Raw genomic sequence first — 19,755 nt, forward strand, 5'->3', positions numbered from 1 at the left:
AATGATATGATAAAGCATTACGTTGGCTTTATTTTGTTACTGATGCTAGCGCCCAAGCTTCAAGCACAAAATGAAACCAGCAGTAACCCGTTGGTAGATTGGCGACAGCACAACGTAATAAAATACAACAGACATATTTTTAATCCTACTTTCTCTCTTGTTAGACAGGAGGGAAGAGATTTGAGTATTTGGAGTAGAATACAATGGATTGGCATTGAAGATTCTCCAAAAACATATCTAATAAATTATTCTGGAAAAGTAGCCGAAAAAACAGGAGCTGGTTTAGCACTTTTTCAGCAAAATTTAGGATTGTATACAGATTCAGGGTTGTTAGTAAACTATGCTAAGGGCATACAATTGTCTAGGTTTACTTGGTTAACATTTGGTTTAAATACAACAGTTTTTAGGCGAGGTTTAGATAAAAACGCTTTTGTTACACCACAACCTGATCCGTTTTTACTAGACACACAAGATGATTTTATTTTAGTGTTTATGCCAGGGATTAACTTAACTATAAGTAATATAGACATAGGCTTTACAGCCGAGAATTTATATGATTATAATTTAACCGAGTCTAATTCTGTAACAACATTTTCTGAAAAAATATTTTCCGGCCATATAGGTTATACACATTCTTTTACACAAAAAAACACTTTTATGACAGATGGTAGTGTTAGAAGCTTAGTATACGCAAAACATTTGCCGGAACAAGATTTACAATACGGAGCATCGGTGCTAATAGACGCTCCCAAACACGGATGGATACAAGTAGGTTATAATAGCGTGTATGGTATATCTGGCGGTATAGGAGCAAAAATAGGTAACAGTTTTGGGGTTGGTTTTCTTGTAGAAACCGGAACTCAGCAGTCTAACAGAGCTTTTGGGGCAACCTATGAGGTGACTGCCACTATAGAGCTTGGCAAATCGTACAATGATAAGCCAATTACTTTTAAAGAAGGTCCGGTTTCAACCACAAAAAAGAAAGAGAAAGTTGCAGATGAAATTAGTAAAACCAACACTAAAGTTACCAAACCGGAAAGTACTGTTAAACAACCGGAGCAAATAGCAACACCCAGCGATAAACAAAAATCAACATCTAAACAAACTAATGCTACAAAACAACTAGAACAAGCAGCAATTGCAAAAGATACCAGTACAATACAAGAAACTAATTTAACAGATAAATCTATACAAACTATGAGCATTGAGTCTTTAGATTCTTTAGGGATTGATAAAGACTCTGATCAAGAATTGTTAAAAGATCTATTTAATGAAAAAGCACCAAATAAACGCTACCAAGTAGAAGATAGAATAGAAGGTGTAGAATACGGTTTTTATTTGGTAGTTAATGTATTCTCTCAGAAAAAGTATTTTGATTTGTTTATGAAGTTCTTAACCCAGAGGGGATTGTCTCCAAAGTATTTTTATAATAATGAAAACAAATATTATTATGTGTATCTAAAAAAGTACGATAAATTATCTGAGATAGAAAACGCAAGACGTACAAGATACAATGGGCGCTACTTTGGCGAGACATGGATCCTCTGGGTAAAAAACAACTAACTCGTTTGTGGTTAGCGTTAGGTTTTCAATAATCTGCATTGTTACGAGCAATGCAGTTTTTTTAATATTTAAGCTCGTTAATTATAATGGTGTCAACCATATTCATCATATCTTTTAAGTACTTACTGTTATTCATAATATACGAAGTGAAAACAGCGCCTTTTATCATACTAAAAATTCGTTTTGCATAGGCAGTACTGTCTACCATTGGTTTTATTTCTCCTTTACTTTTACCTTGGTCTATTATGTTTTTTATACTGTTCTGGATTCTTAAAATAGCACTTCTAACATTATTTAAAAGCTCTTCGTTTACATGGTTTGCATCTATTGCAGTATTTAAAATGGGACAACCTCCAAATTCGTGAATAGCATCATCATAGTGCCTGTAAAAGGCAGAGATAATAAACAATTTTTCTATGGCAGACTCAGTATTATCTACGCGCTCCTGTACTTTTTCTAAAAGCTTTTTTAAATTGTATTTAAATGCCTGTATAGCGAGGTCTTCTTTACTTTTAAAATTACCATATATAGCACCTTTAGTAAGCCCAGTAGCTTTTGTAATATCGCTCATGCTGGTGCCTGCATATCCAAATTTATTAAACATGGGGGCAACGGTTTCTATTATAAATTGGGTGGTGCGTTCTGCTTTGGTTGGCATATATAAGTTGTTTTAGCTAATATAATAAAAATACTGATAGGTATATTTTGTTTATTCAAAATAAAAAAAGCGCCTTTTGTGGCGCTTTTTTAAGGCTATATCTTTTAGTTAAGATTGTTTGTCTACCAAATCGGATTGGTTTCTAAATACTAACTCATCATTAAAAGCATCAATTAAAATAATACTATCATTGGTAACATTACCACTTAATATTTCTTTAGAAAGCTTGTTTAGCACATCGCGTTGTATTACACGTTTTACAGGTCTTGCCCCATATTGCGGATCAAATCCTTTTTGTGCTAAATATGCAATTGCATCTTCAGTAGCATCTAAAGTTATACCTTGCTTGCTAACCATTTTAATAACATTCTTTAGTTGTAATCTTACAATGTCTTTAATGTTTTTCTCGGTTAGCGGAGTAAACATCACTATATCGTCTATACGGTTTAAAAACTCCGGACGAATAGTTTTTTTAAGCAATCCAAGCACCTCTGCTTTAGCAGCTTCTGCTGCAGCATGCATATCTGGGTTGTTTTCGTAGGTTTCTTGAATAATGTGGCTACCCATATTGCTTGTCATTATAATAATGGTATTTTTAAAATCTGCCACTCTACCTTTATTATCGGTCAGTCTACCTTCATCTAACACCTGTAACAGAATGTTAAAGGTGTCTGGGTGTGCCTTTTCTATTTCGTCTAATAACACAACAGAGTAGGGTCTACGTCTTACAGCTTCTGTTAGCTGCCCTCCTTCATCATAACCAACATATCCCGGAGGCGCACCAACCAGACGGCTAACAGCATGACGCTCTTGGTATTCGCTCATGTCTATTCGGGTCATGGCGTTTTCATCATCAAATAAATACTCTGCAAGCGCTTTTGCTAATTCTGTTTTACCAACACCGGTTGTACCCAAAAACAGGAACGAACCAATTGGGCGTTTTGCATCTTGTAAGCCAGCACGGCTTCTTCTGATTGCATCAGAAACAGCCTGAATAGCTTCATCTTGGCCAACTACTCTTTTATGAAGTTCTTCTTCTAGTTTAAGTAGTTTCTCGCGCTCACTCTGCAGCATTTTTGTTACAGGAATACCGGTCCATTTTGCAACAACTTCTGCTATATCTTCGGTTGTTACTTCTTCTTTTATTAACGAGTTTTCTTGTTGCTCTTCTAACTGTTTTTGTAAGTTATTAAGCTTTTCTTGTGCTTCTTTTATTTTACCATATCTAAGCTCTGCAACTTTACCATAGTTACCTTCACGTTCTGCACGCTCGGCTTCTAATTTATATTGCTCTATGGCTTCTTTTGTAGTTTGTATTTTGTCTATTATCTCTTTCTCACTTTGCCATTTAGCAAAAATTTCGTTTCGTTCTTCTTTTAAATTTGCTAAGTCTGCATTAAGAGCTTTTAGTTTTACTTCGTCTTTTTCGCGCTTAATAGCCTCAATTTCTATTTCTAACTGCATTATTTTTCTATCTAATGCATCTAACTCTTCTGGCTTAGAGTTAATTTCCATTCTAAGTTTAGAAGCAGCTTCATCCATTAAATCTATAGCTTTGTCTGGTAAAAACCTGTCTGTAATATAACGCTGTGAAAGCTCTACAGCAGCAATTATAGCTTCATCTTTAATACGCACCTTATGGTGAGTTTCGTATTTTTCTTTAATACCCCTTAAAATAGAAATTGCACTTTCTGTATCTGGCTCATCGACCATTATTTTTTGAAAACGACGCTCTAAAGCTTTATCTTTTTCAAAATATTTTTGATACTCATCTAACGTTGTTGCGCCAATAGCTCTAAGTTCTCCTCTTGCTAAGGCAGGTTTTAGAATGTTTGCTGCATCCATAGCTCCTTGTCCACCACCGGCGCCAACAAGCGTATGAATTTCATCAATAAATAAAACAATATTACCGTCTGATGAAGTTACCTCTTTTATAACTGCTTTTAAACGTTCTTCGAACTCTCCTTTGTACTTTGCTCCGGCAATTAGCGCACCCATATCTAAAGAAAAAATTTGTTTATCTTTTAAGTTCTCGGGTACGTCTCCTTGAACAATCCTGTGTGCTAAACCTTCTGCTATTGCAGTTTTACCCACGCCGGGCTCACCAACTAGCATCGGGTTATTTTTGGTTCTGCGTGAAAGAATTTGAAGCACACGTCTTATCTCTTCGTCACGCCCAATAATTGGGTCTAACTTTCCGCTATTGGCTCTTTCATTTAGGTTTATTGCGTATTTATTAAGGGCATTATACGTTTCTTCTGCACTTGCAGAAGTTACATTGCTTCCTTTTCTGAGTTCGCTTATAGCAGCTTTTAGTTTTTTTTCGGTTACACCTTGATCTTTTAAAATTTGAGCAATTTTACTTTTAGATTTAAAGATTGCTAAAATTAAATGCTCAATAGAAACAAACTCATCATTCATTTTTTTAGCAACAATACTAGCTTCATTTAAAGTAGCAGCAGCATCTCTAGACAACATTATATCTGCACCGCTTACTTTAGGAAAACTTTGTAAAGTGCTATCTAACAATTGCTTAAGTAATGTAACATTAACTTGAAGCTTTTTTAATAGAAAAGGCAAAACATTTTCGTCTACTTCGAAAATGCTTTTAACAATGTGCTCGTTTTCTATTTGTTGATGGCCATATTCTTGTGCAATACGTTGTGCACCTTGTATGGCTTCTTGCGATTTTATAGTGAAATTATTAAAATTCATATCGTATTTTTATTTTTTAATATTAGTATTTATTGTTAGTCAATAGTTATTCCAAGTTGTAATAACTGACTATTTGACTTGTTTTTTGTTGTTTTTAGAGACATTTTGACGGATTATTTTTGTAAATATTAAATAGCTTTCTATGGGATTTTTAGCTAAACTTTTTTTATCATCAGGAAAAGAAACAAAACAAAAATCTTTGTTAACTAATTGAAATACAGTATATAATGAAAATCAGATTAAACAAATAATTAAAGAGTCTTACACTCAACCTCAATTGTTGTTTAAACACTCTACACGTTGTGGAATTAGTAGAATGGCGCTAACTAATTTTGAGCGAGATTTTAATTGGGACAACCAAGAAATTAAAATGCACTTTCTAGATGTTTTGCTCTACAGAGATTTGTCTAATGCAGTTGCAGAGATTTTGAGTGTAAAACATGAAAGTCCTCAAGTTATACTTGTTAAAGATGGAAAAGCGGTTTACAATGCTTCTCACGGAAGCATTAGTGCTAAAGCAATAGAGGAATATTTATAAAAAAACTCGCCCGGAGGCGAGTTTTTAATTAAAATCGTTGTTTTCTAAGTATTGCTTTAAGTTTTTGTTTTAAATCTTCTGCTGCATTAAAAATCATTTCTTCATGGGTAGGAAAAGGAACTTGCTTTATTTTTATTAACGAAAGCATAGCATCGTCTAAAGCTCTTTTATCGCCATCGTAAGTTGCAAAAACATGGTTAAACTCAAAACCACTGGCTAAAGGATATGAGTTTATGGGTTGGTTGTTTTGCAAATCGGTAAATGTTACCTGCCCAACAACATCAACTGCTTTATATTGATTAAACTCGTAAAAAGTGCATCTAATAGTTTTAAACTTATCTACCATAATGTAGTTGCCTAAACTATCTTTTAGTTTGTTGCCGTTTTCATCTAAAGCAGGAGTTTCGCCATCTTTTATTTGCTTTTCTTTAATTATTTGTCGCTCTTTTATTTGCTCCGGCGAAATATTAATAGCAGTGAAAGCTACATCCATGCTATAATCATAAGAGACATCTTGAAGCGGATTTACATGGTATTCTGTCCAAAAATCATTAATACCAAAGCTGTTAAAACTTAGTAAATCGGCTTCTAAAGCTTCAGGGATAACCATATTAGAGTCATTGTACATACTTACAATGACATAATTTGTGCCTTTATTATGAGCAATGTTTAACTTGGTTTCTACATCTTTATAATTAGGGTTTATTTTTTGTAAGTATGCAAAATCATCGTATGCTTTCCTGAAATCTAACTTTGTGACCCCGTTTTCTAATAATTCTGAAGCTTTGTTGTATAAATATTCTGATGTTTTGTTTTTATAGTTTATTATTTGATTGGTATAATCCTTAAAAGTAAACTTAGCATTTCTGTTTTTATTTACAATATATAATGGTAACAAAGGTTTAATGCGCTCTTGCCTGTTTCTTAAGCCTAAATACGTTTCGTAAATAGCCTCAAAATTCTCTGGGTTACCATCTTTTTCTAAAAACTTTATATGGTTTAGATCTCTTGAAACAGCCTTAATAAAGGCTTCTTCGAGCATAACAATATACTCTTGGTTGCCTTTTTTTGTTTTGTTATCTCTAAGCTTGTTTAAAGCAATATTTATGGCACCATCGTAGTTACCTGAGTTGATGGCTTTTTGTGTTTTTTTAGCAGTGTTACAAGCTCCTAGAGCAATTGTAATGCAAATAAGTAGTATAAATTTTTTCATGGCAGTTAAGTTTGATTTGTTTATGATTAGGGCCTTTCAAGGATAATGCCAAACATGTAAACCCGCATTATATACGGGTTTACTGATTTATAATAACGATAAAACTAATTATTTGTTTTTAGTAGCAGTGAATGGAGGCAATATTTTAGTGCTAACTTCTCCAAAACCTATTCTAATATTTTCATTTTTGCAGTACCCTCTCATGGTAACAGTATCTCCATCATTTATAAACTTACGTTCGGTACCATCTTTCATTTTTATAGGTTTTTCGCCTCTCCAGGTTAGTTCTAACATAGAGCCGTACGAATCTGGAGTAGGACCGGATATTGTACCACTTGCCATCATGTCTCCGCTATTAATTTTACAACCGTTCACTGTATGGTGTGCCAATTGTTGAGACATGTTCCAGTACATGTATTTAAAATTAGATTTTGTTACGGTTACAGGTTCTCCCCCTTCCGGAGTAATAGCTACCTCTAAGTTAATATCAAAGCTTTTTTTGCCGGTACTTCTTAAATAGGGTAGTGGCTCCGGATCTTGTTTAGGCGATGCTACTCTAAAAGGCTCTAAAGCATCTAAAGTTACTATCCACGGAGAGATTGATGATGCAAAGTTTTTGCCTAAAAAAGGACCAAGAGGCACATATTCCCATTTTTGTATATCGCGTGCACTCCAGTCATTAAATAATACCATACCAAAAATATATTCTTCTGCTTCATCTACCGGGATAGGTTCTCCGAGAACGTTTGCATCAGTGGTTATAAAAGCCATTTCCAGTTCAAAATCTAATAATTTCGACGGACCAAAAACAGGCTTATCGGCTCCGGCAGGCATGGTTTGTCCAACCGGTCTGTGAATAGGAATTCCCGAAGGAATTATGGTAGAGCTCCTACCGTGATAACCAACCGGTATATGCAACCAGTTAGGTAGTAGTGCATTTTCCGGATCTCTAAACATTTTACCTACGTTGGTAGCATGCTCTTTACTTGAGTAGAAATCTGTGTAATCGCCAACTTGCACCGGCAATTGCATTTCTATCTCATCTAGAGAAAATAATACAATTTTTTTGTGTTCTTCGTTATCTCTTAATTTTGGATTATTTATATCGAATATTTCAGAAATTCTGTTTCTAACGAGCCTCCAGGTTTTCTTTCCGTCAGATATGAAATCGTTTAACGTGTCTTGAAGAAAAATATCGTCTGTAAGAGGTATTCCTTCAAAATATCCAAGCTGATGCAAAGCACCTAAATCTATAGCTGTATCTCCAATTCTGGTTCCAATTGTAATAATATCGTCTCTGGTTAAAAAAACACCAAAAGGAATATTCTGAATTGGGAAATCTGAATTTTCGGGAACCGGAATCCAAGATTTTTTATTAGGGTCGTTTGTTTTATGTGGCATAGTAAACTAAAGTTGGTTTAGTGTGTTAAAAAAAGTTTTGTCAAATATATTATTTTCCGCTTATTTGAGCATCGGAATTACTATTTTTGATGATTATTTAACGAATAGAGAATTATGCAACGCGACGAACAGATTTTTGAGCTCATAGAAGCCGAAAGAGAACGCCAAATAGAAGGCTTAGAACTTATTGCTTCAGAAAATTTTGTGAGTGAACAAGTAATGCAGGCAGCCGGCTCTGTATTAACCAATAAATATGCAGAAGGATATCCCGGCAAGCGTTATTACGGAGGATGTGAAATTGTAGACGAAGTAGAAAATTTAGCCATAGAACGAGCCAAAGCACTTTTTGGAGCAGAATGGGTTAATGTTCAACCTCATAGTGGTTCGCAAGCAAATACAGCTGTTTTTGCAGCTTGCTTAAAACCTGGCGATACTATTTTAGGATTTGATTTATCGCATGGTGGGCACCTTACTCATGGCTCACCGGTAAATTTTTCAGGGAAATTGTATAATCCGGTATTTTATGGTGTAGATAACGATACTGGCTATATAGATTACGAGCATGTTGCTAAAATGGCCGATGAGCATAAACCTAAACTTATAATTGCAGGAGCGTCTGCTTATTCTAGGGATATAGATTTTAAACGATTTAGAGAAATTGCAGATTCTGTTGGGGCTATTTTAATGGCCGATATATCTCATCCGGCTGGACTAATAGCGAAAGGAATATTAAATGACCCGCTACCGCACTGTCATGTTGTAACTACAACAACACATAAAACATTAAGAGGACCACGTGGAGGAATGATTATGATAGGGAAAGATTTTGAAAATCCGTTCGGAATTACGTTAAAAAATGGGTCGCTCAGAAAAATGTCATCTTTATTAGATAGTGCTGTTTTTCCCGGCAATCAAGGTGGTCCGTTAGAGCATATTATTGCTGCTAAAGCAGTTGCCTTTGGTGAAGCATTATCTGATAACTTTTTACACTATATAATTCAGGTACAAAAAAATGCTAAAGCAATGGCAGAAGCCTTTGTAGATAGGGGTTATAATATTATTTCTGGTGGTACAGACAACCATATGATGCTTATAGATTTAAGAAATAAAAATATTACAGGAAAGCAAGCAGAAGAAGCATTAGGAAAAGCAGAGATAACTGTTAATAAAAATATGGTTCCGTTTGATGATAAAAGCCCATTTGTTACCAGCGGAATTAGAGTAGGTACTCCTGCCATTACAACCAGAGGTTTAAAAGAAAAAGATATGGAAGCAGTAGTAGCTTATATAGATGAAGTGATTACCAATCATGATAATGAAAAGGTGTTAGAAGGAGTTGCTAATAAAGTGTATGAAATGATGGCAAACAGACCTTTGTTTGTTTGGTAATATTAAAATATGCTTACTATAAAATCCTCAAGTTTTTGGCTTGGGGATTTTTTTATGCCTTTTTGTTTAAAACTCGAAAAATCTTATTTTTATTGATGATAAGTTTTACTAGAAAAGTAATATGGATTTTTACGATAAATTATTGTTAAAGAAAGCAGATAAAAAGCTTGGGTACAGGGAGTTAGGCAAGATAATTGGAATGAAAGAGCAAGCTATACATAAGGCTGTGCACAGAAAATCATTATCTGAACTACAAAAAAGAGAGTTGTCTGAAGTATTGGGCTTAGAAAAAGAAAATCAAGATATTAACAATAACATAAATACCACAAAAAAAAGTAGTTCATTATCAGACGAAGAGTTAATAACTGAGCTAAAATTAAGACAACAAAGACTTTCAAAAAACCCGCTATATAAATTATATATAGAGAATGAAATATTAAAAATGTTATTATCTATAGAAAAAGTAAAAAATAAAAAAAATAATTTAGTAGCCCTATTAAGCGAATATTTTAAGTAGTTTTTTATGGTTTGTGGGTAATTAACAAAACAGCATTTAATAATTTAAAAATCTTCATCTTTGTGCTGGTAAGCTCCAATATCTGGAGCTGAAGTTCTGTTGTTACCCAAAATATCTTCAGGAACTTGTTGAGCTGCTTCTAAAAGCGCTTTGTTTATTGCTGCAGAACTATTACCAATAATAAAATTATTTTCTTGAGGGTTTTTAAAACCTGGTAATTCATTAAAAATATTATTACTGTAGTTTGAAAGGGTGAAATCTAATAAACTATTATTTGTATCCCCGTTTTGTTCAAACTTAATTAAGTTATTGGTAAAGCTAAAATTAAAAGATTGCTCCGGGATAGCATCTAAATAAAATTCTTGAGAATTGTTGCCGTATATAATACAATTTGTAAAAGCAGCATTAAGATCACCTGTTATAACGCTATTGTCGCTTAGTGTTAAATAGTTTGTTACTAATAAGGCGGGCGTGTCTCTAAAACCATTTTGCCAGTAATTTGCTATGGTACAATGTGTAAACTCATAGTTACCTCCGGCACTACAATAAACATTTACTTGTCCGCTATTTCCAATTACTGTATTTTGGGCTGTAATTGTGGCTGCTTTACTCCAAATACCTGCAATTGCACTATTGTAAATTTGCGAATTGGTAATCGTAAGATTTTGCATATTGCTAACTACACTGCTTTCAACTAACAAACCTACTGTTGCGTTTTTTATTGTTGTGTAGTTAATAGTATTGTTTTTACTTTCTGGAGAGAGCCAAATGGTTCCCCACTGACCGGGAATAGAGGTAAAACCGGGCTCTAATCTATCTCCTTCAAAAATAACTTCGTTTTCAAGGGTATTTAAATCTGTACTTAAAGCACCATTAACCTGTAAAGATGCATCTTTACCAACCAATATGCCCGAGTTTTCATGAAAATGAATTCTTGCACCGGCTTCAATAGTTAATGTTTTACCTTCCGGTACTGCAGCATAACCGTAAATTACATAGGGCTTAGAATTTGTAAAAGTAAGCTCGCTATCTGTTAAATAAAAGCCGTTAATAACTTCTGATTGGCTTCCGGCAGTTAAAGTGATGGTTTCTGTTGTGCCATCCGAAAATTTTTCCGGATATAAAAAAACAGCATCTTTTACTAATGTAATTAGTGGTATTGTTTGCTGTAATGATGTATGATTAAATTGTAGTGCATCGGTATATAAAAATTGAGTTTCAGTAGAGGTTAGTTGAGCTATATCTATGGTAGTTTCAATAAAAATATACAAACTGTCTTTAGCTAATAATTCTACATTGGAGAACGATTTGCCGGTTAGGCCATCTACATTAAGCCTGTAATAAGATTGCTCTCCATTTTGGAGTGTAATAGATGGTATATAAATATCTTTAGACGTGTTGTTGTATACTTTTAGTGTATAAGTGCTTGAGCCAATATTTGTAAAAACGGTATCTAAATACACAGTATCTTTAGAGAAGGAGAGAGGCTGAGTACTTACTGTAAATGTAAGCTCGTTATTGCATGATGCAAGCATTAAAAAGAAACCACTTAACACAAAAAAAAGCAGCTGTTTAACCATAGCATAAATGTATGTAAAATTTTAAGGTTGTGTTATTTATTAATGAAACAAAGTGATTATTTCTTCAGGGATTCGCGCCGGCTTTTTTGTGTTTTTGTTAAGTAAACACCATATGGTTTTAGCAGTAACAAGTATTACTTTTGTTTTTGTATTATACATATTCACTACTCTTACAGAGGTAACCCCTTTACTTTCTTGCACGTAGGTTTCAATTAAAACTTCATCATTTAAAAATGCTTGGTTTTTGTAGTTAATATTATGATTTAACACTACCCAGAAATATTGTTCTTGTAAATTAGGTGTAGCAAGTTGTTGCCAGTGTTCTTTAGCAACATCTTGAACCCATTGCACAGATTGAACATTATTAACGTGATTAAGTTCATCTAAATGCGTTTGGGTTACCAATATTATTTTTTGGTGTTTTTTCATTGTTTAGGGACTATAGTTACTTCAAAAAGTTTATCCCAGTTTTTGCCGGTTACAAAAAAGGTATTGGTTTTACTATTGTAAGCTACACCATTTAAAACATCTAAATTGTCATGTTGCGTAACTTTATTTCTTAACCCGGAAAAATTAACAACACCCTCTATAGCACCAGTTTTGGCATCTATAATCATCATGCTTTCTTTCTGATACACGTTGGCATAAATTTTACCATTAACGTATTCTAACTCATTAGCTCTGTTAAAAACAGAAGAGTTGGTAACCGTTTGTATGTAATCTTCTTCTTGAAGTGTTTCAGGATTTAAAATCCAAATTTTCTCTGTTCCATCACTTTTGTAAAGTACCTTTCCATCATTACATAAACCCCAACCCTCTTTACTTTTATTATAGTTAAAAGTGTCTATTTGTTTAAAGGTGCTCACATCGTAAATAAAGCCTATTTTTTTGAGCCAGGTAAGCTGATAAATTTTGTTGTTTAAAATAGTTATTCCTTCACCAAAGTAAGCCCTGTCTAAATCTATTTTCTTAAGCACTTTCCCGGTTTTATAATCTACTTTTCGTAAGCTAGAGAAACCATTCCTACCGGTACTTTCGTAAAGTGTGTCGTTGTAAAACTCAAGCCCTTGGGTATAAGCATTCATATCATGCGGATACTCGTTAACAATTATATAGGTGTAAATAACAGGAGCTTTGTTGGCTAAAACCGTAATTTTTTTTGTGGTAACTTCAGATGTTCTGTTGTGATAAACAGTAGCTTTTAAAACCTGATGTCCAAGCTTAACGCCTTCTAATTGTATTTGATTGTTTTTGTATGATAAAGATTTGTTGTTAATAGAAAAAACAACAGAATCTATAACTACACTTTTAGAGTTTTGTATGCTTACTGAAACAGTTTCTCCGTATTTAAATTTACTCTTTTTATTAGCTGTAACAATAGAAAACTTAGAAACAGAACTTTTTTTTGTTCCGTTGCAAGCACCTAAAAGAATCAATAAAAAACTGAATATTAGGATGTTATTTTTTATCATGCTTTAAGTAATTAGGTTTACCAAGGTATTTAATAAATTTAAGATAGTAAAACAATTGCAAAAAGTTAAAAATATGGTATCTTTGCACCCGGCAAGTCCTACACGACCAGCTCCTGCAGAATCCCCCAGGGCGGGAACGCAGCAAGGGTATGTGGTTGTAGCGGTGCGATGTAGGTAGCTTGCCTTTTTTTATGCCTTCTTTTTACCTAAATTTCTGCACTTTTTTATGTTTATTTGTATCAACTCGCAATCAAAAATAGTATGCAAAAAGTTGTTTTAGTGACCGGAGGTTCGTCAGGCATTGGTAAAACTATATGCGAATACCTTTCAAGTAAAAATTTTATAGTTTACGGAACAAGCAGAGACCCAAGGAAGGTACAAGGAAAAGTATCTTTTAATTTATTGGAATTAGATGTTACTAAGCCGGAAACTATAGAGAAAGCTGTTGCTAAAGTAGTAGCAGAGCAAGGCAGAGTAGATGTTTTGGTTAATAATGCAGGAGTGGGTATTACCGGCCCGATAGAAGAAACCCCGATAGAAGAAGTAGAGAAAGCTTTTAAAACTAATTTATACGGGCCAATAAACTTAATTAAAGCGGTTTTACCTGTAATGCGTAAGCAGAACAACGGACTTATAATTAATATTTCATCAATAGCCGGGTACATGGGATTGCCGTACCGAGGAATTTATTCTGCCACAAAAGGGGCTTTAGAGTTGGTAACAGAAGCGTTGAGTATAGAAACTAAAGATTTTAATGTTAAAGTAACCAATGTTGCTCCGGGAGATTTTGCCACTAATATAGCTGCAGGCAGGTATCATACTCCGGTTTATGAGCACTCTGCTTATAAAAAACCGTATGCAAACACGTTAAAACTTATAGATGCAGATGTTACTAAAGGAGCAAATCCAATTTTAGTAGCCAAAAAAGTGCATAAAATAATCAATACGACCAACCCCAAATTGCACTACAAAGTAGGGGCTTTTATGGAAAAGTTTTCTGTTGTATTAAAAGCTATTTTACCTGATAAAGTTTACGAAAAGCTCTTAATAAATCATTATAAATTGTAGTTTTGCTGCAAATTTTAAACACAACTAAATTATAAGTACCAAACAATGAAATTTTTTATAGACACAGCCAATTTAGAGCAAATAAAAGAGGCTCAATCCTTAGGTGTTTTAGATGGTGTAACCACAAACCCATCACTAATGGCAAAAGAGGGCATTACCGGCAAAAACAATATTTTAAAGCACTATGTAGATATTTGCAATATTGTAGATGGTGATGTTTCTGCAGAGGTTATCGCTACAGATTTCGAAGGAATTATTAAAGAAGGTGAAGAACTGGCGGATTTGCACGAGCAAATTGTTGTTAAAGTTCCTATGATTAAAGATGGCGTAAAGGCAATTAAATACTTTAGCGATAAAGGAATTAAAACTAATTGCACGTTGGTTTTTTCTGTAGGTCAGGCATTACTTGCTGCCAAGGCAGGAGCAACTTATGTATCTCCTTTTATTGGTAGATTAGATGATATTTCTACAGACGGACTTAATTTAATTGCAGATATTCGTCAGGTTTACGACAATTATGCTTTTGATACTCAAATTTTAGCTGCTTCTGTTAGGCATACAATGCACGTGATTGAGTGTGCAAGAATTGGTGCTGATGTAATGACCGGACCTTTATCGTCTATAATGGGCTTATTAAAGCATCCGTTAACAGATATAGGTTTAGAGAAGTTTTTAGCCGATTATAAAAAAGGAAACAACTAAAATTTCTATAAACAGAAATCAAAAAATCCGCAAGAATTATTAACTCTTGCGGATTTTTTATTTAGGCAAAATTATGTAGGTTACTCTCTTACTCATCTTCGTCTTCGTCATCTTCTTTTACAGTAGAAGCTAACCCGTCGTATTTTTTAGTAATAGTGAACTCAATATCCATAGCAACGCCTTGCTCAGCCATACCTTCTAAAAAGAAAGCTTTGTAGTAGTTAAAGTTGTTTTCTGCTACTAATAGCTGCTTTAAGTTTTTAAATTGGTTAATATGCTCAGGGATATCGCCAGAGAAATTGTTATCAAAAACATTTAACACCGTAAGCTTGCTTAACTGTGTAAGTTCTTCAGGCAGACTTCCGGTAAGCTTGTTGCTGCTTAAGTGTAATTCTTTTAAGTTTTTAAGTTCAGTAATAGTAGCCGGAAGCTCACCTTCTAAGTTATTAGCGTTAAACGATAATACACGTAATTGTTTAAGGTTACCAATTTCTGCAGGAATAGTACCTTGTAATTGGTTAAAAGAAAGTTCTAATCTTCTTAAATGAGTTAAGTTACCAATAGAAGCCGGTAAAGACCCTTGTAAGTTGTTAAACATTAATTTAATGCTAACTACTTTGTTTTGATGAACAGTAACCCCATGCCACTTAGCAACATCTTCGTCAAGATTCCAAGAATTTCTCCACTGGTCACCATTGGTAGCTTTATATAAATCTATAAGAGCTTGCTTTTCTTGCTCAGAAACTTGAGCCGAAAGGGAGAAAGTAAGAAAGAAAGCGACGAAAATGTAGGTTAACTTGTTCATAACTAAAGGTTTTTACTCGATTTGGTATACCAAAGGTGCGAATAAAAGGGATAAAGGGCAAATTTTTTCGACGAAATGCACGTTGAATTGTAACTTAACATCGATGAACTGGACACTAAAAAAGTGTATTTAATCGATGGTATGAGAAAAACAAAGGCGTAAGAGTGATTGTAAGTAAAATATTTAAAACGTAGTCTAAAAACTAAAAAATCATGAAATTTTATCTAAAACTACTTTTTGGGGTTAAGTTTTTCTGGTAAATATTTAGAATGAAAATCGGCAAAGGCATCTACAATTGTTCCGTTTTCATCTAAAATAATAGCCTGGTTTAGCTTATGGAAAACCAGTGCTTTCCTAATAGAATCTACACCTCTTAAGTGATAATCCGGGTTTTGATTAAATTCTTTAAGTGTTTGCACCCATCTGTCGTGAGCATCGGTAAAGTTAATTCCAACAAAACGATACTCCGGAAATTGTTTTTGCATTTTAGCAGCCTTTTTAAACATTTTTTTCATATGATTTTTTTGGCTTACAGACCAGAAATAGTACACCGTTTTGTTGTTATGAATATTGTTTATTGTAGTTGTTTGGCTATCTGCAGTAAACAAAGGTAAATCCGGAAGCCTTTTTCCGGGTTGTAAATTTTGTATGTCTTTGTAAAGAACATAAACCTCTTTGTTATGCCTTTTATCTTTAGAAAGCGTTTTAAAGGTATTTATAAAACGTTTGTTGTTTTCTGGCTCATGATCATCAAACAAGTAGCTATATGCTGCATTTCTAAACAAAATATAACGTAAGGTTTGATTTGTAACAAGACTATCTATTAAATGTAGCTTGTGTTCATGAAAATGTAGTGAACGCAACTTTTTTGGAACATCGCGCTTACAACGCTTTTTGCAATCTGTATACGATAGGTTGTTAAAATATAGTATAGAGTATTTAAAGTAAGGCGTAAAATAACTTAGGTTTTCGTTATTTAAAGAGATGTTTTCTCTGTGAGCAAAAAAATCTTCCGGAATAGTATTATAGTCAAAGTCTTTTACCCATTTTTTGTGCATGTAAGGATATGTTTCTCTGTGGTAATAAGAAACATAATCTATGCTGGCTCTTGCAATTTCTTCGGCTTTATTACTTAATTCTACCATACCTAAGAGCTCGTTAAGCTGCTCTTGTTTCATGGCTTTTAAAGAATCTATTTTTAGGCTAAATATATTGGGCTCTAATTTATAATAGTCGTAAACCAAGCGTTCTTCATCTTCATTAACCAAGAACATTTCAATTAAAAAATTATTAATCTCAGCACCTCTTCCGGAGAAAATTAAAGACTCATCAAATTCAAGAGTATTTAAGCGCATCAGAAGGCTGTCTCCTTTTTCTAAATAAACATATTGCTCTTCTGGTTTATGCGTAAAATAGTAAAGCCCTTCTTCCGGGTTATCTAAAACAATTAAAAACCTGTTATTTTCATCGAGTTTAGCAGAATCAACAACGGTTTCTTCTTTGTAAAGTACAACATAGTTATCATTAGGGTTAATAATTTCCCCTCCAAAATATGTTTTAGAAGTATCTGAGGATTTTGTCTGGCAACCAATAAAAAGTAAAGCAAAAACTATTAAAATATGCTTCATATAATCTTGTTAAAAATAAAAAACACCAAAGCGTTTTTAACAAAACTAACAAAGCCCCATGTTTTATAGTGTTAATAGGGCGTTAAAAATAGTTTTTAAAACGTTAAGTGAGTGCTGCTAATTAGCGGTTAATTTGTTACTTTTGCGCACAATTATAAAGATTTAATTTTAAAAAGCATGCTATCAGTTTCTAATTTATCGGTACAATTTGGTAAAAGAGTATTGTTTGATGAGGTAAATGTTACCTTTACGCAAGGTAATTGCTATGGTATTATTGGAGCCAACGGTGCCGGAAAATCTACATTTTTAAAGGTTTTAGCCGGAGAGATAGAGCCTACATCTGGTCATGTTCATTTAGAGCCCGGCAAACGCATGTCGGTTTTAGAGCAAGATCACTTTAAATATGATGATTACACTGTATTAGAAACTGTTATTATGGGGAATAAACCCCTGTATAAAATTAAGCAAGAGATAGATGCGTTATATGCAGATTACACTGATGAAAATGCTGAGAAAATAGGAGAGCTGCAGGTTAAATTTGAAGAAATGAATGGTTGGAATGCTGAGAGTGATGCAGCAGCTTTACTTTCTAATTTAGGTATTGCTGAAGATTTGCATTACACGCAAATGGCAGATTTAGATGGTAAGCTTAAAGTAAGAGTTCTATTAGCACAAGCGTTATTTGGAAATCCTGATGTGCTTATAATGGATGAGCCTACTAACGATCTTGACTTTGATACAATTGCGTGGCTTGAAAACTTTTTGGCCAATTATGAAAATACGGTAATTGTAGTTTCGCACGACCGTCACTTTTTAGATGCTGTTTGTACGCATATATCTGACATAGATTTTGGTAAAATAACGCATTACACCGGTAACTATACTTTCTGGTATGAGAGCAGCCAGCTTGCAGCAAGACAGCGAGCTCAACAAAATAAAAAGGCCGAAGAAAAAGCTAAAGAACTCCAAGAGTTTATTCAGCGTTTTAGTGCAAATGTTGCAAAATCTAAACAGGCAACCTCAAGAAAGAAAATGCTAGAAAAGCTTAAGGTAGAAGACATTAAGCCATCTAGCCGTCGTTATCCTGCTATTATTTTTGAGCAAGAACGCGAAGCGGGCGATCAAATATTAAACATAGATAACTTGTCGGCTTCTTTAGAAGGTGAAGTTTTATTTAAAAACGTAAATTTAAACTTAGCAAAAGGAGATAAGGTTGCAGTTTTATCTAGAGACTCCAGAGCAACTACTGCATTTTACGAAATTATTAATGGCAACCAAAAGCCAGATACCGGAAACTACCAGTGGGGTGTTACAACCATACAATCATATTTACCGGTAGATAATTCTGCATTTTTTGAAAGTGACCTTTCTTTAGTTGATTGGCTTCGTCAATGGGCAAAAACAGACGAAGAGCGTGAAGAAGTTTATATACGTGGATTTTTAGGAAAAATGCTTTTTAGTGGAGAAGAGGCACTAAAAAAATGCAACGTGCTTTCTGGAGGTGAAAAAGTACGTTGTATGCTAAGTAGAATGATGATGCTTAGAGCCAATGTGTTAATGTTAGATGAACCTACAAACCACTTAGACTTAGAGAGTATTACTGCTTTTAACAACTCTCTTAAAAACTTTAAAGGTACGGTGCTATTTACAACACACGATCATGAATTTGCTCAGACTGTTGCAAACAGAATTGTAGAGCTAACACCTAACGGATTAATAGACAGGTATTTGACTTTTGATGATTACATGAGCGATCCGGCTATTAAAGAGTTACGTAACAAGATGTACGCTGTAACAGTTTAGTTAATTTTTAGAGAAACGGCTGTTCCATACTACATTGTTAAAGTTTTTACCAAAAGCGGCTCCGTAAAAAACAAATAGACTTATTATCATCTTAAACTTAAATAAGAATAAGATGATATAATTGCTAAATTCTACAGATTTAGTAAACAATTTCATTGGAAAAACATAGGTAAGTAGTGCACTGAGTAAAAGGGTAAAAACCAACAAGTGTACAGGAGTTTTTACGGGTAATACGAGCCACTTTCTAAACCAATGCAAATCATTACCCCATTTGTCTATAAAGTAATAATAATCATTACCTAACGAGGCAAACAAAACAGGATCGTCCGGATCTTCTAATTGTAGCATTTTTGCAGGTGCTACAATTTTATAATTGGTTATCTTGGTGTGGTGTAGTTGCTCTAACGCTTTAATTTTTAATTGTGTTTTTTGGGGAATTGGAGCTTTAAAGTAACGCGCATCTAAAAACCTGAGCCTAAAATCTATACATATTTTTTTAATATCGTTTATATGATAAATGTTTTCAGGGGCTAATTTATTTATATCTAAATTATTGTCTAGAGTTAGGGTGGTTTTTGGACTTTGCATAGCTATACCACAAGAACTTAATACAGTTGCTAAGCTATACAAACCGCCTCTTTTTTTATTTAGCTGATGTTTAATATTTGTAGCTTGATTCCACATTTTGCCTATTTAAATAATA

At 33.9% G+C, this 19,755-nt stretch carries 16 protein-coding genes, 1 other RNA gene and 1 pseudogene; 8 read left to right on the top strand and 10 right to left on the bottom strand.

The annotated features are described in order from the left end of the window. The first annotated feature begins 6 nt into the window (after positions 1 to 6). A complete protein-coding gene (locus ACZ5CF_RS07870; RefSeq protein ID WP_464578694.1) occupies positions 7 to 1,563 on the top strand; it encodes a PorP/SprF family type IX secretion system membrane protein in 1,557 nt (518 codons plus the stop codon). A 61-nt stretch (positions 1,564 to 1,624) separates the two neighbouring features. Here the strand turns inward: ACZ5CF_RS07870 and ACZ5CF_RS07875 are convergent, their stop codons facing one another. Both ACZ5CF_RS07875 and clpB read right to left on the bottom strand, forming a co-directional pair. Then, positions 1,625 to 2,221, bottom strand: a complete 597-nt coding sequence (locus tag ACZ5CF_RS07875; RefSeq protein WP_464578695.1) for a TetR/AcrR family transcriptional regulator — start codon at positions 2,219 to 2,221, stop codon at positions 1,625 to 1,627. A 108-nt stretch (positions 2,222 to 2,329) separates the two neighbouring features. Next, positions 2,330 to 4,936, bottom strand: a complete 2,607-nt coding sequence (clpB, locus tag ACZ5CF_RS07880) for an ATP-dependent chaperone ClpB (RefSeq protein WP_464578697.1) — start codon at positions 4,934 to 4,936, stop codon at positions 2,330 to 2,332. Between the two features lie 232 nt (positions 4,937 to 5,168). Between clpB and ytxJ the strand changes: the two are divergent. Further along, positions 5,169 to 5,474 (top strand): annotated as a pseudogene (gene ytxJ, locus ACZ5CF_RS07885) (bacillithiol system redox-active protein YtxJ); the annotation flags it as partial. A 28-nt stretch (positions 5,475 to 5,502) separates the two neighbouring features. On the opposite strand, the gene ACZ5CF_RS07890 reads toward ytxJ, so the two are convergent. Together ACZ5CF_RS07890 and fahA are read right to left on the bottom strand one after the other, a co-directional pair. Beyond that, positions 5,503 to 6,687 carry a hypothetical protein gene (locus tag ACZ5CF_RS07890; protein WP_464578699.1) on the bottom strand — a complete coding sequence of 395 codons (1,185 nt, stop codon included), beginning with the start codon at positions 6,685 to 6,687 and terminating at the stop codon, positions 5,503 to 5,505. 108 nt (positions 6,688 to 6,795) lie between these two features. Next, positions 6,796 to 8,088 (bottom strand): fumarylacetoacetase, encoded by a 1,293-nt coding sequence (fahA, locus tag ACZ5CF_RS07895; protein WP_464578700.1) that lies wholly within the window; start codon positions 8,086 to 8,088, stop codon positions 6,796 to 6,798. Between the two features lie 114 nt (positions 8,089 to 8,202). On the opposite strand from fahA, the gene glyA reads away from it, so the two are divergent. Both glyA and ACZ5CF_RS07905 read left to right on the top strand, forming a co-directional pair. Then, a complete protein-coding gene (gene glyA, locus ACZ5CF_RS07900; protein WP_464578701.1) occupies positions 8,203 to 9,477 on the top strand; it encodes a serine hydroxymethyltransferase in 1,275 nt (424 codons plus the stop codon). Between the two features lie 121 nt (positions 9,478 to 9,598). Beyond that, positions 9,599 to 9,994 carry a hypothetical protein gene (locus ACZ5CF_RS07905; RefSeq protein ID WP_464578703.1) on the top strand — a complete coding sequence of 132 codons (396 nt, stop codon included), beginning with the start codon at positions 9,599 to 9,601 and terminating at the stop codon, positions 9,992 to 9,994. Between the two features lie 44 nt (positions 9,995 to 10,038). Here ACZ5CF_RS07905 and ACZ5CF_RS07910 read toward each other — a convergent pair whose 3' ends face one another. Genes ACZ5CF_RS07910 through ACZ5CF_RS07920 form a run of 3 tightly spaced genes read right to left on the bottom strand, consistent with a single transcriptional unit; the run spans position 10,039 to position 13,046 of the window. Then, entirely contained in the window at positions 10,039 to 11,574 is a 1,536-nt protein-coding gene (locus ACZ5CF_RS07910) for a right-handed parallel beta-helix repeat-containing protein (protein ID WP_464578704.1), read from the bottom strand. Positions 11,575 to 11,613: 39 nt separating this feature from the next. Beyond that, positions 11,614 to 12,003, bottom strand: coding sequence for an acyl-CoA thioesterase (locus tag ACZ5CF_RS07915; protein WP_464578706.1), 390 nt, complete (start codon positions 12,001 to 12,003; stop codon positions 11,614 to 11,616). Then, on the bottom strand, positions 12,000 to 13,046 hold the full coding sequence (locus ACZ5CF_RS07920; protein ID WP_464578707.1) for a glutaminyl-peptide cyclotransferase: 1,047 nt from the start codon (positions 13,044 to 13,046) through the stop codon (positions 12,000 to 12,002). The genes ACZ5CF_RS07915 and ACZ5CF_RS07920 overlap by 4 nt, the downstream gene beginning before the upstream one ends. A gap of 89 nt (positions 13,047 to 13,135) precedes the next feature. On the opposite strand from ACZ5CF_RS07920, the gene ffs reads away from it, so the two are divergent. The 3 genes from ffs (at position 13,136) to fsa (ending at position 14,816) form a co-directional block, all read left to right on the top strand. Then, positions 13,136 to 13,234: signal recognition particle sRNA small type (ffs, locus tag ACZ5CF_RS07925), an RNA gene on the top strand. A gap of 73 nt (positions 13,235 to 13,307) precedes the next feature. After that, positions 13,308 to 14,114, top strand: a complete 807-nt coding sequence (locus ACZ5CF_RS07930) for an SDR family oxidoreductase (protein ID WP_464578708.1) — start codon at positions 13,308 to 13,310, stop codon at positions 14,112 to 14,114. A gap of 45 nt (positions 14,115 to 14,159) precedes the next feature. Next, the gene (gene fsa / locus ACZ5CF_RS07935; RefSeq protein ID WP_464578709.1) at positions 14,160 to 14,816 is read left to right on the top strand and encodes a fructose-6-phosphate aldolase; all 657 of its coding nucleotides are present in this window, start codon (positions 14,160 to 14,162) and stop codon (positions 14,814 to 14,816) included. A gap of 88 nt (positions 14,817 to 14,904) precedes the next feature. Here fsa and ACZ5CF_RS07940 read toward each other — a convergent pair whose 3' ends face one another. Beyond that, a complete protein-coding gene (locus tag ACZ5CF_RS07940; RefSeq protein WP_464578710.1) occupies positions 14,905 to 15,621 on the bottom strand; it encodes a leucine-rich repeat domain-containing protein in 717 nt (238 codons plus the stop codon). Positions 15,622 to 15,851: 230 nt separating this feature from the next. Next, positions 15,852 to 17,249, bottom strand: a complete 1,398-nt coding sequence (locus tag ACZ5CF_RS07945; RefSeq protein WP_464578711.1) for a transaldolase — start codon at positions 17,247 to 17,249, stop codon at positions 15,852 to 15,854. A 177-nt stretch (positions 17,250 to 17,426) separates the two neighbouring features. Between ACZ5CF_RS07945 and ACZ5CF_RS07950 the strand changes: the two genes are divergently transcribed. Beyond that, positions 17,427 to 19,052, top strand: coding sequence for an ABC-F family ATP-binding cassette domain-containing protein (locus tag ACZ5CF_RS07950; protein ID WP_464578713.1), 1,626 nt, complete (start codon positions 17,427 to 17,429; stop codon positions 19,050 to 19,052). On the opposite strand, the gene ACZ5CF_RS07955 is transcribed toward ACZ5CF_RS07950, so the two are convergent. After that, positions 19,053 to 19,736 (bottom strand): hypothetical protein, encoded by a 684-nt coding sequence (locus tag ACZ5CF_RS07955; protein ID WP_464578714.1) that lies wholly within the window; start codon positions 19,734 to 19,736, stop codon positions 19,053 to 19,055. Positions 19,737 to 19,755: the final 19 nt, after the last annotated feature.

The sequence above is a fragment of the Lutaonella thermophila genome (assembly GCF_055387725.1).

Bases quoted from the DNA above. Each gene is read 5' to 3' on its own strand.
- ACZ5CF_RS07870 (WP_464578694.1), top strand. From the start codon at position 7: ATGATAAAGCATTACGTTGGCTTTATTTTGTTACTGATGCTAGCGCCC.
- ACZ5CF_RS07875 (WP_464578695.1), bottom strand. From the start codon at position 2,221: ATGCCAACCAAAGCAGAACGCACCACCCAATTTATAATAGAAACCGTT.
- clpB (WP_464578697.1), bottom strand. From the start codon at position 4,936: ATGAATTTTAATAATTTCACTATAAAATCGCAAGAAGCCATACAAGGT.
- ACZ5CF_RS07890 (WP_464578699.1), bottom strand. From the start codon at position 6,687: ATGAAAAAATTTATACTACTTATTTGCATTACAATTGCTCTAGGAGCT.
- fahA (WP_464578700.1), bottom strand. From the start codon at position 8,088: ATGCCACATAAAACAAACGACCCTAATAAAAAATCTTGGATTCCGGTT.
- glyA (WP_464578701.1), top strand. From the start codon at position 8,203: ATGCAACGCGACGAACAGATTTTTGAGCTCATAGAAGCCGAAAGAGAA.
- ACZ5CF_RS07905 (WP_464578703.1), top strand. From the start codon at position 9,599: ATGGATTTTTACGATAAATTATTGTTAAAGAAAGCAGATAAAAAGCTT.
- ACZ5CF_RS07910 (WP_464578704.1), bottom strand. From the start codon at position 11,574: ATGGTTAAACAGCTGCTTTTTTTTGTGTTAAGTGGTTTCTTTTTAATG.
- ACZ5CF_RS07915 (WP_464578706.1), bottom strand. From the start codon at position 12,003: ATGAAAAAACACCAAAAAATAATATTGGTAACCCAAACGCATTTAGAT.
- ACZ5CF_RS07920 (WP_464578707.1), bottom strand. From the start codon at position 13,046: ATGATAAAAAATAACATCCTAATATTCAGTTTTTTATTGATTCTTTTA.
- ACZ5CF_RS07930 (WP_464578708.1), top strand. From the start codon at position 13,308: ATGCAAAAAGTTGTTTTAGTGACCGGAGGTTCGTCAGGCATTGGTAAA.
- fsa (WP_464578709.1), top strand. From the start codon at position 14,160: ATGAAATTTTTTATAGACACAGCCAATTTAGAGCAAATAAAAGAGGCT.
- ACZ5CF_RS07940 (WP_464578710.1), bottom strand. From the start codon at position 15,621: ATGAACAAGTTAACCTACATTTTCGTCGCTTTCTTTCTTACTTTCTCC.
- ACZ5CF_RS07945 (WP_464578711.1), bottom strand. From the start codon at position 17,249: ATGAAGCATATTTTAATAGTTTTTGCTTTACTTTTTATTGGTTGCCAG.
- ACZ5CF_RS07950 (WP_464578713.1), top strand. From the start codon at position 17,427: ATGCTATCAGTTTCTAATTTATCGGTACAATTTGGTAAAAGAGTATTG.
- ACZ5CF_RS07955 (WP_464578714.1), bottom strand. From the start codon at position 19,736: ATGTGGAATCAAGCTACAAATATTAAACATCAGCTAAATAAAAAAAGA.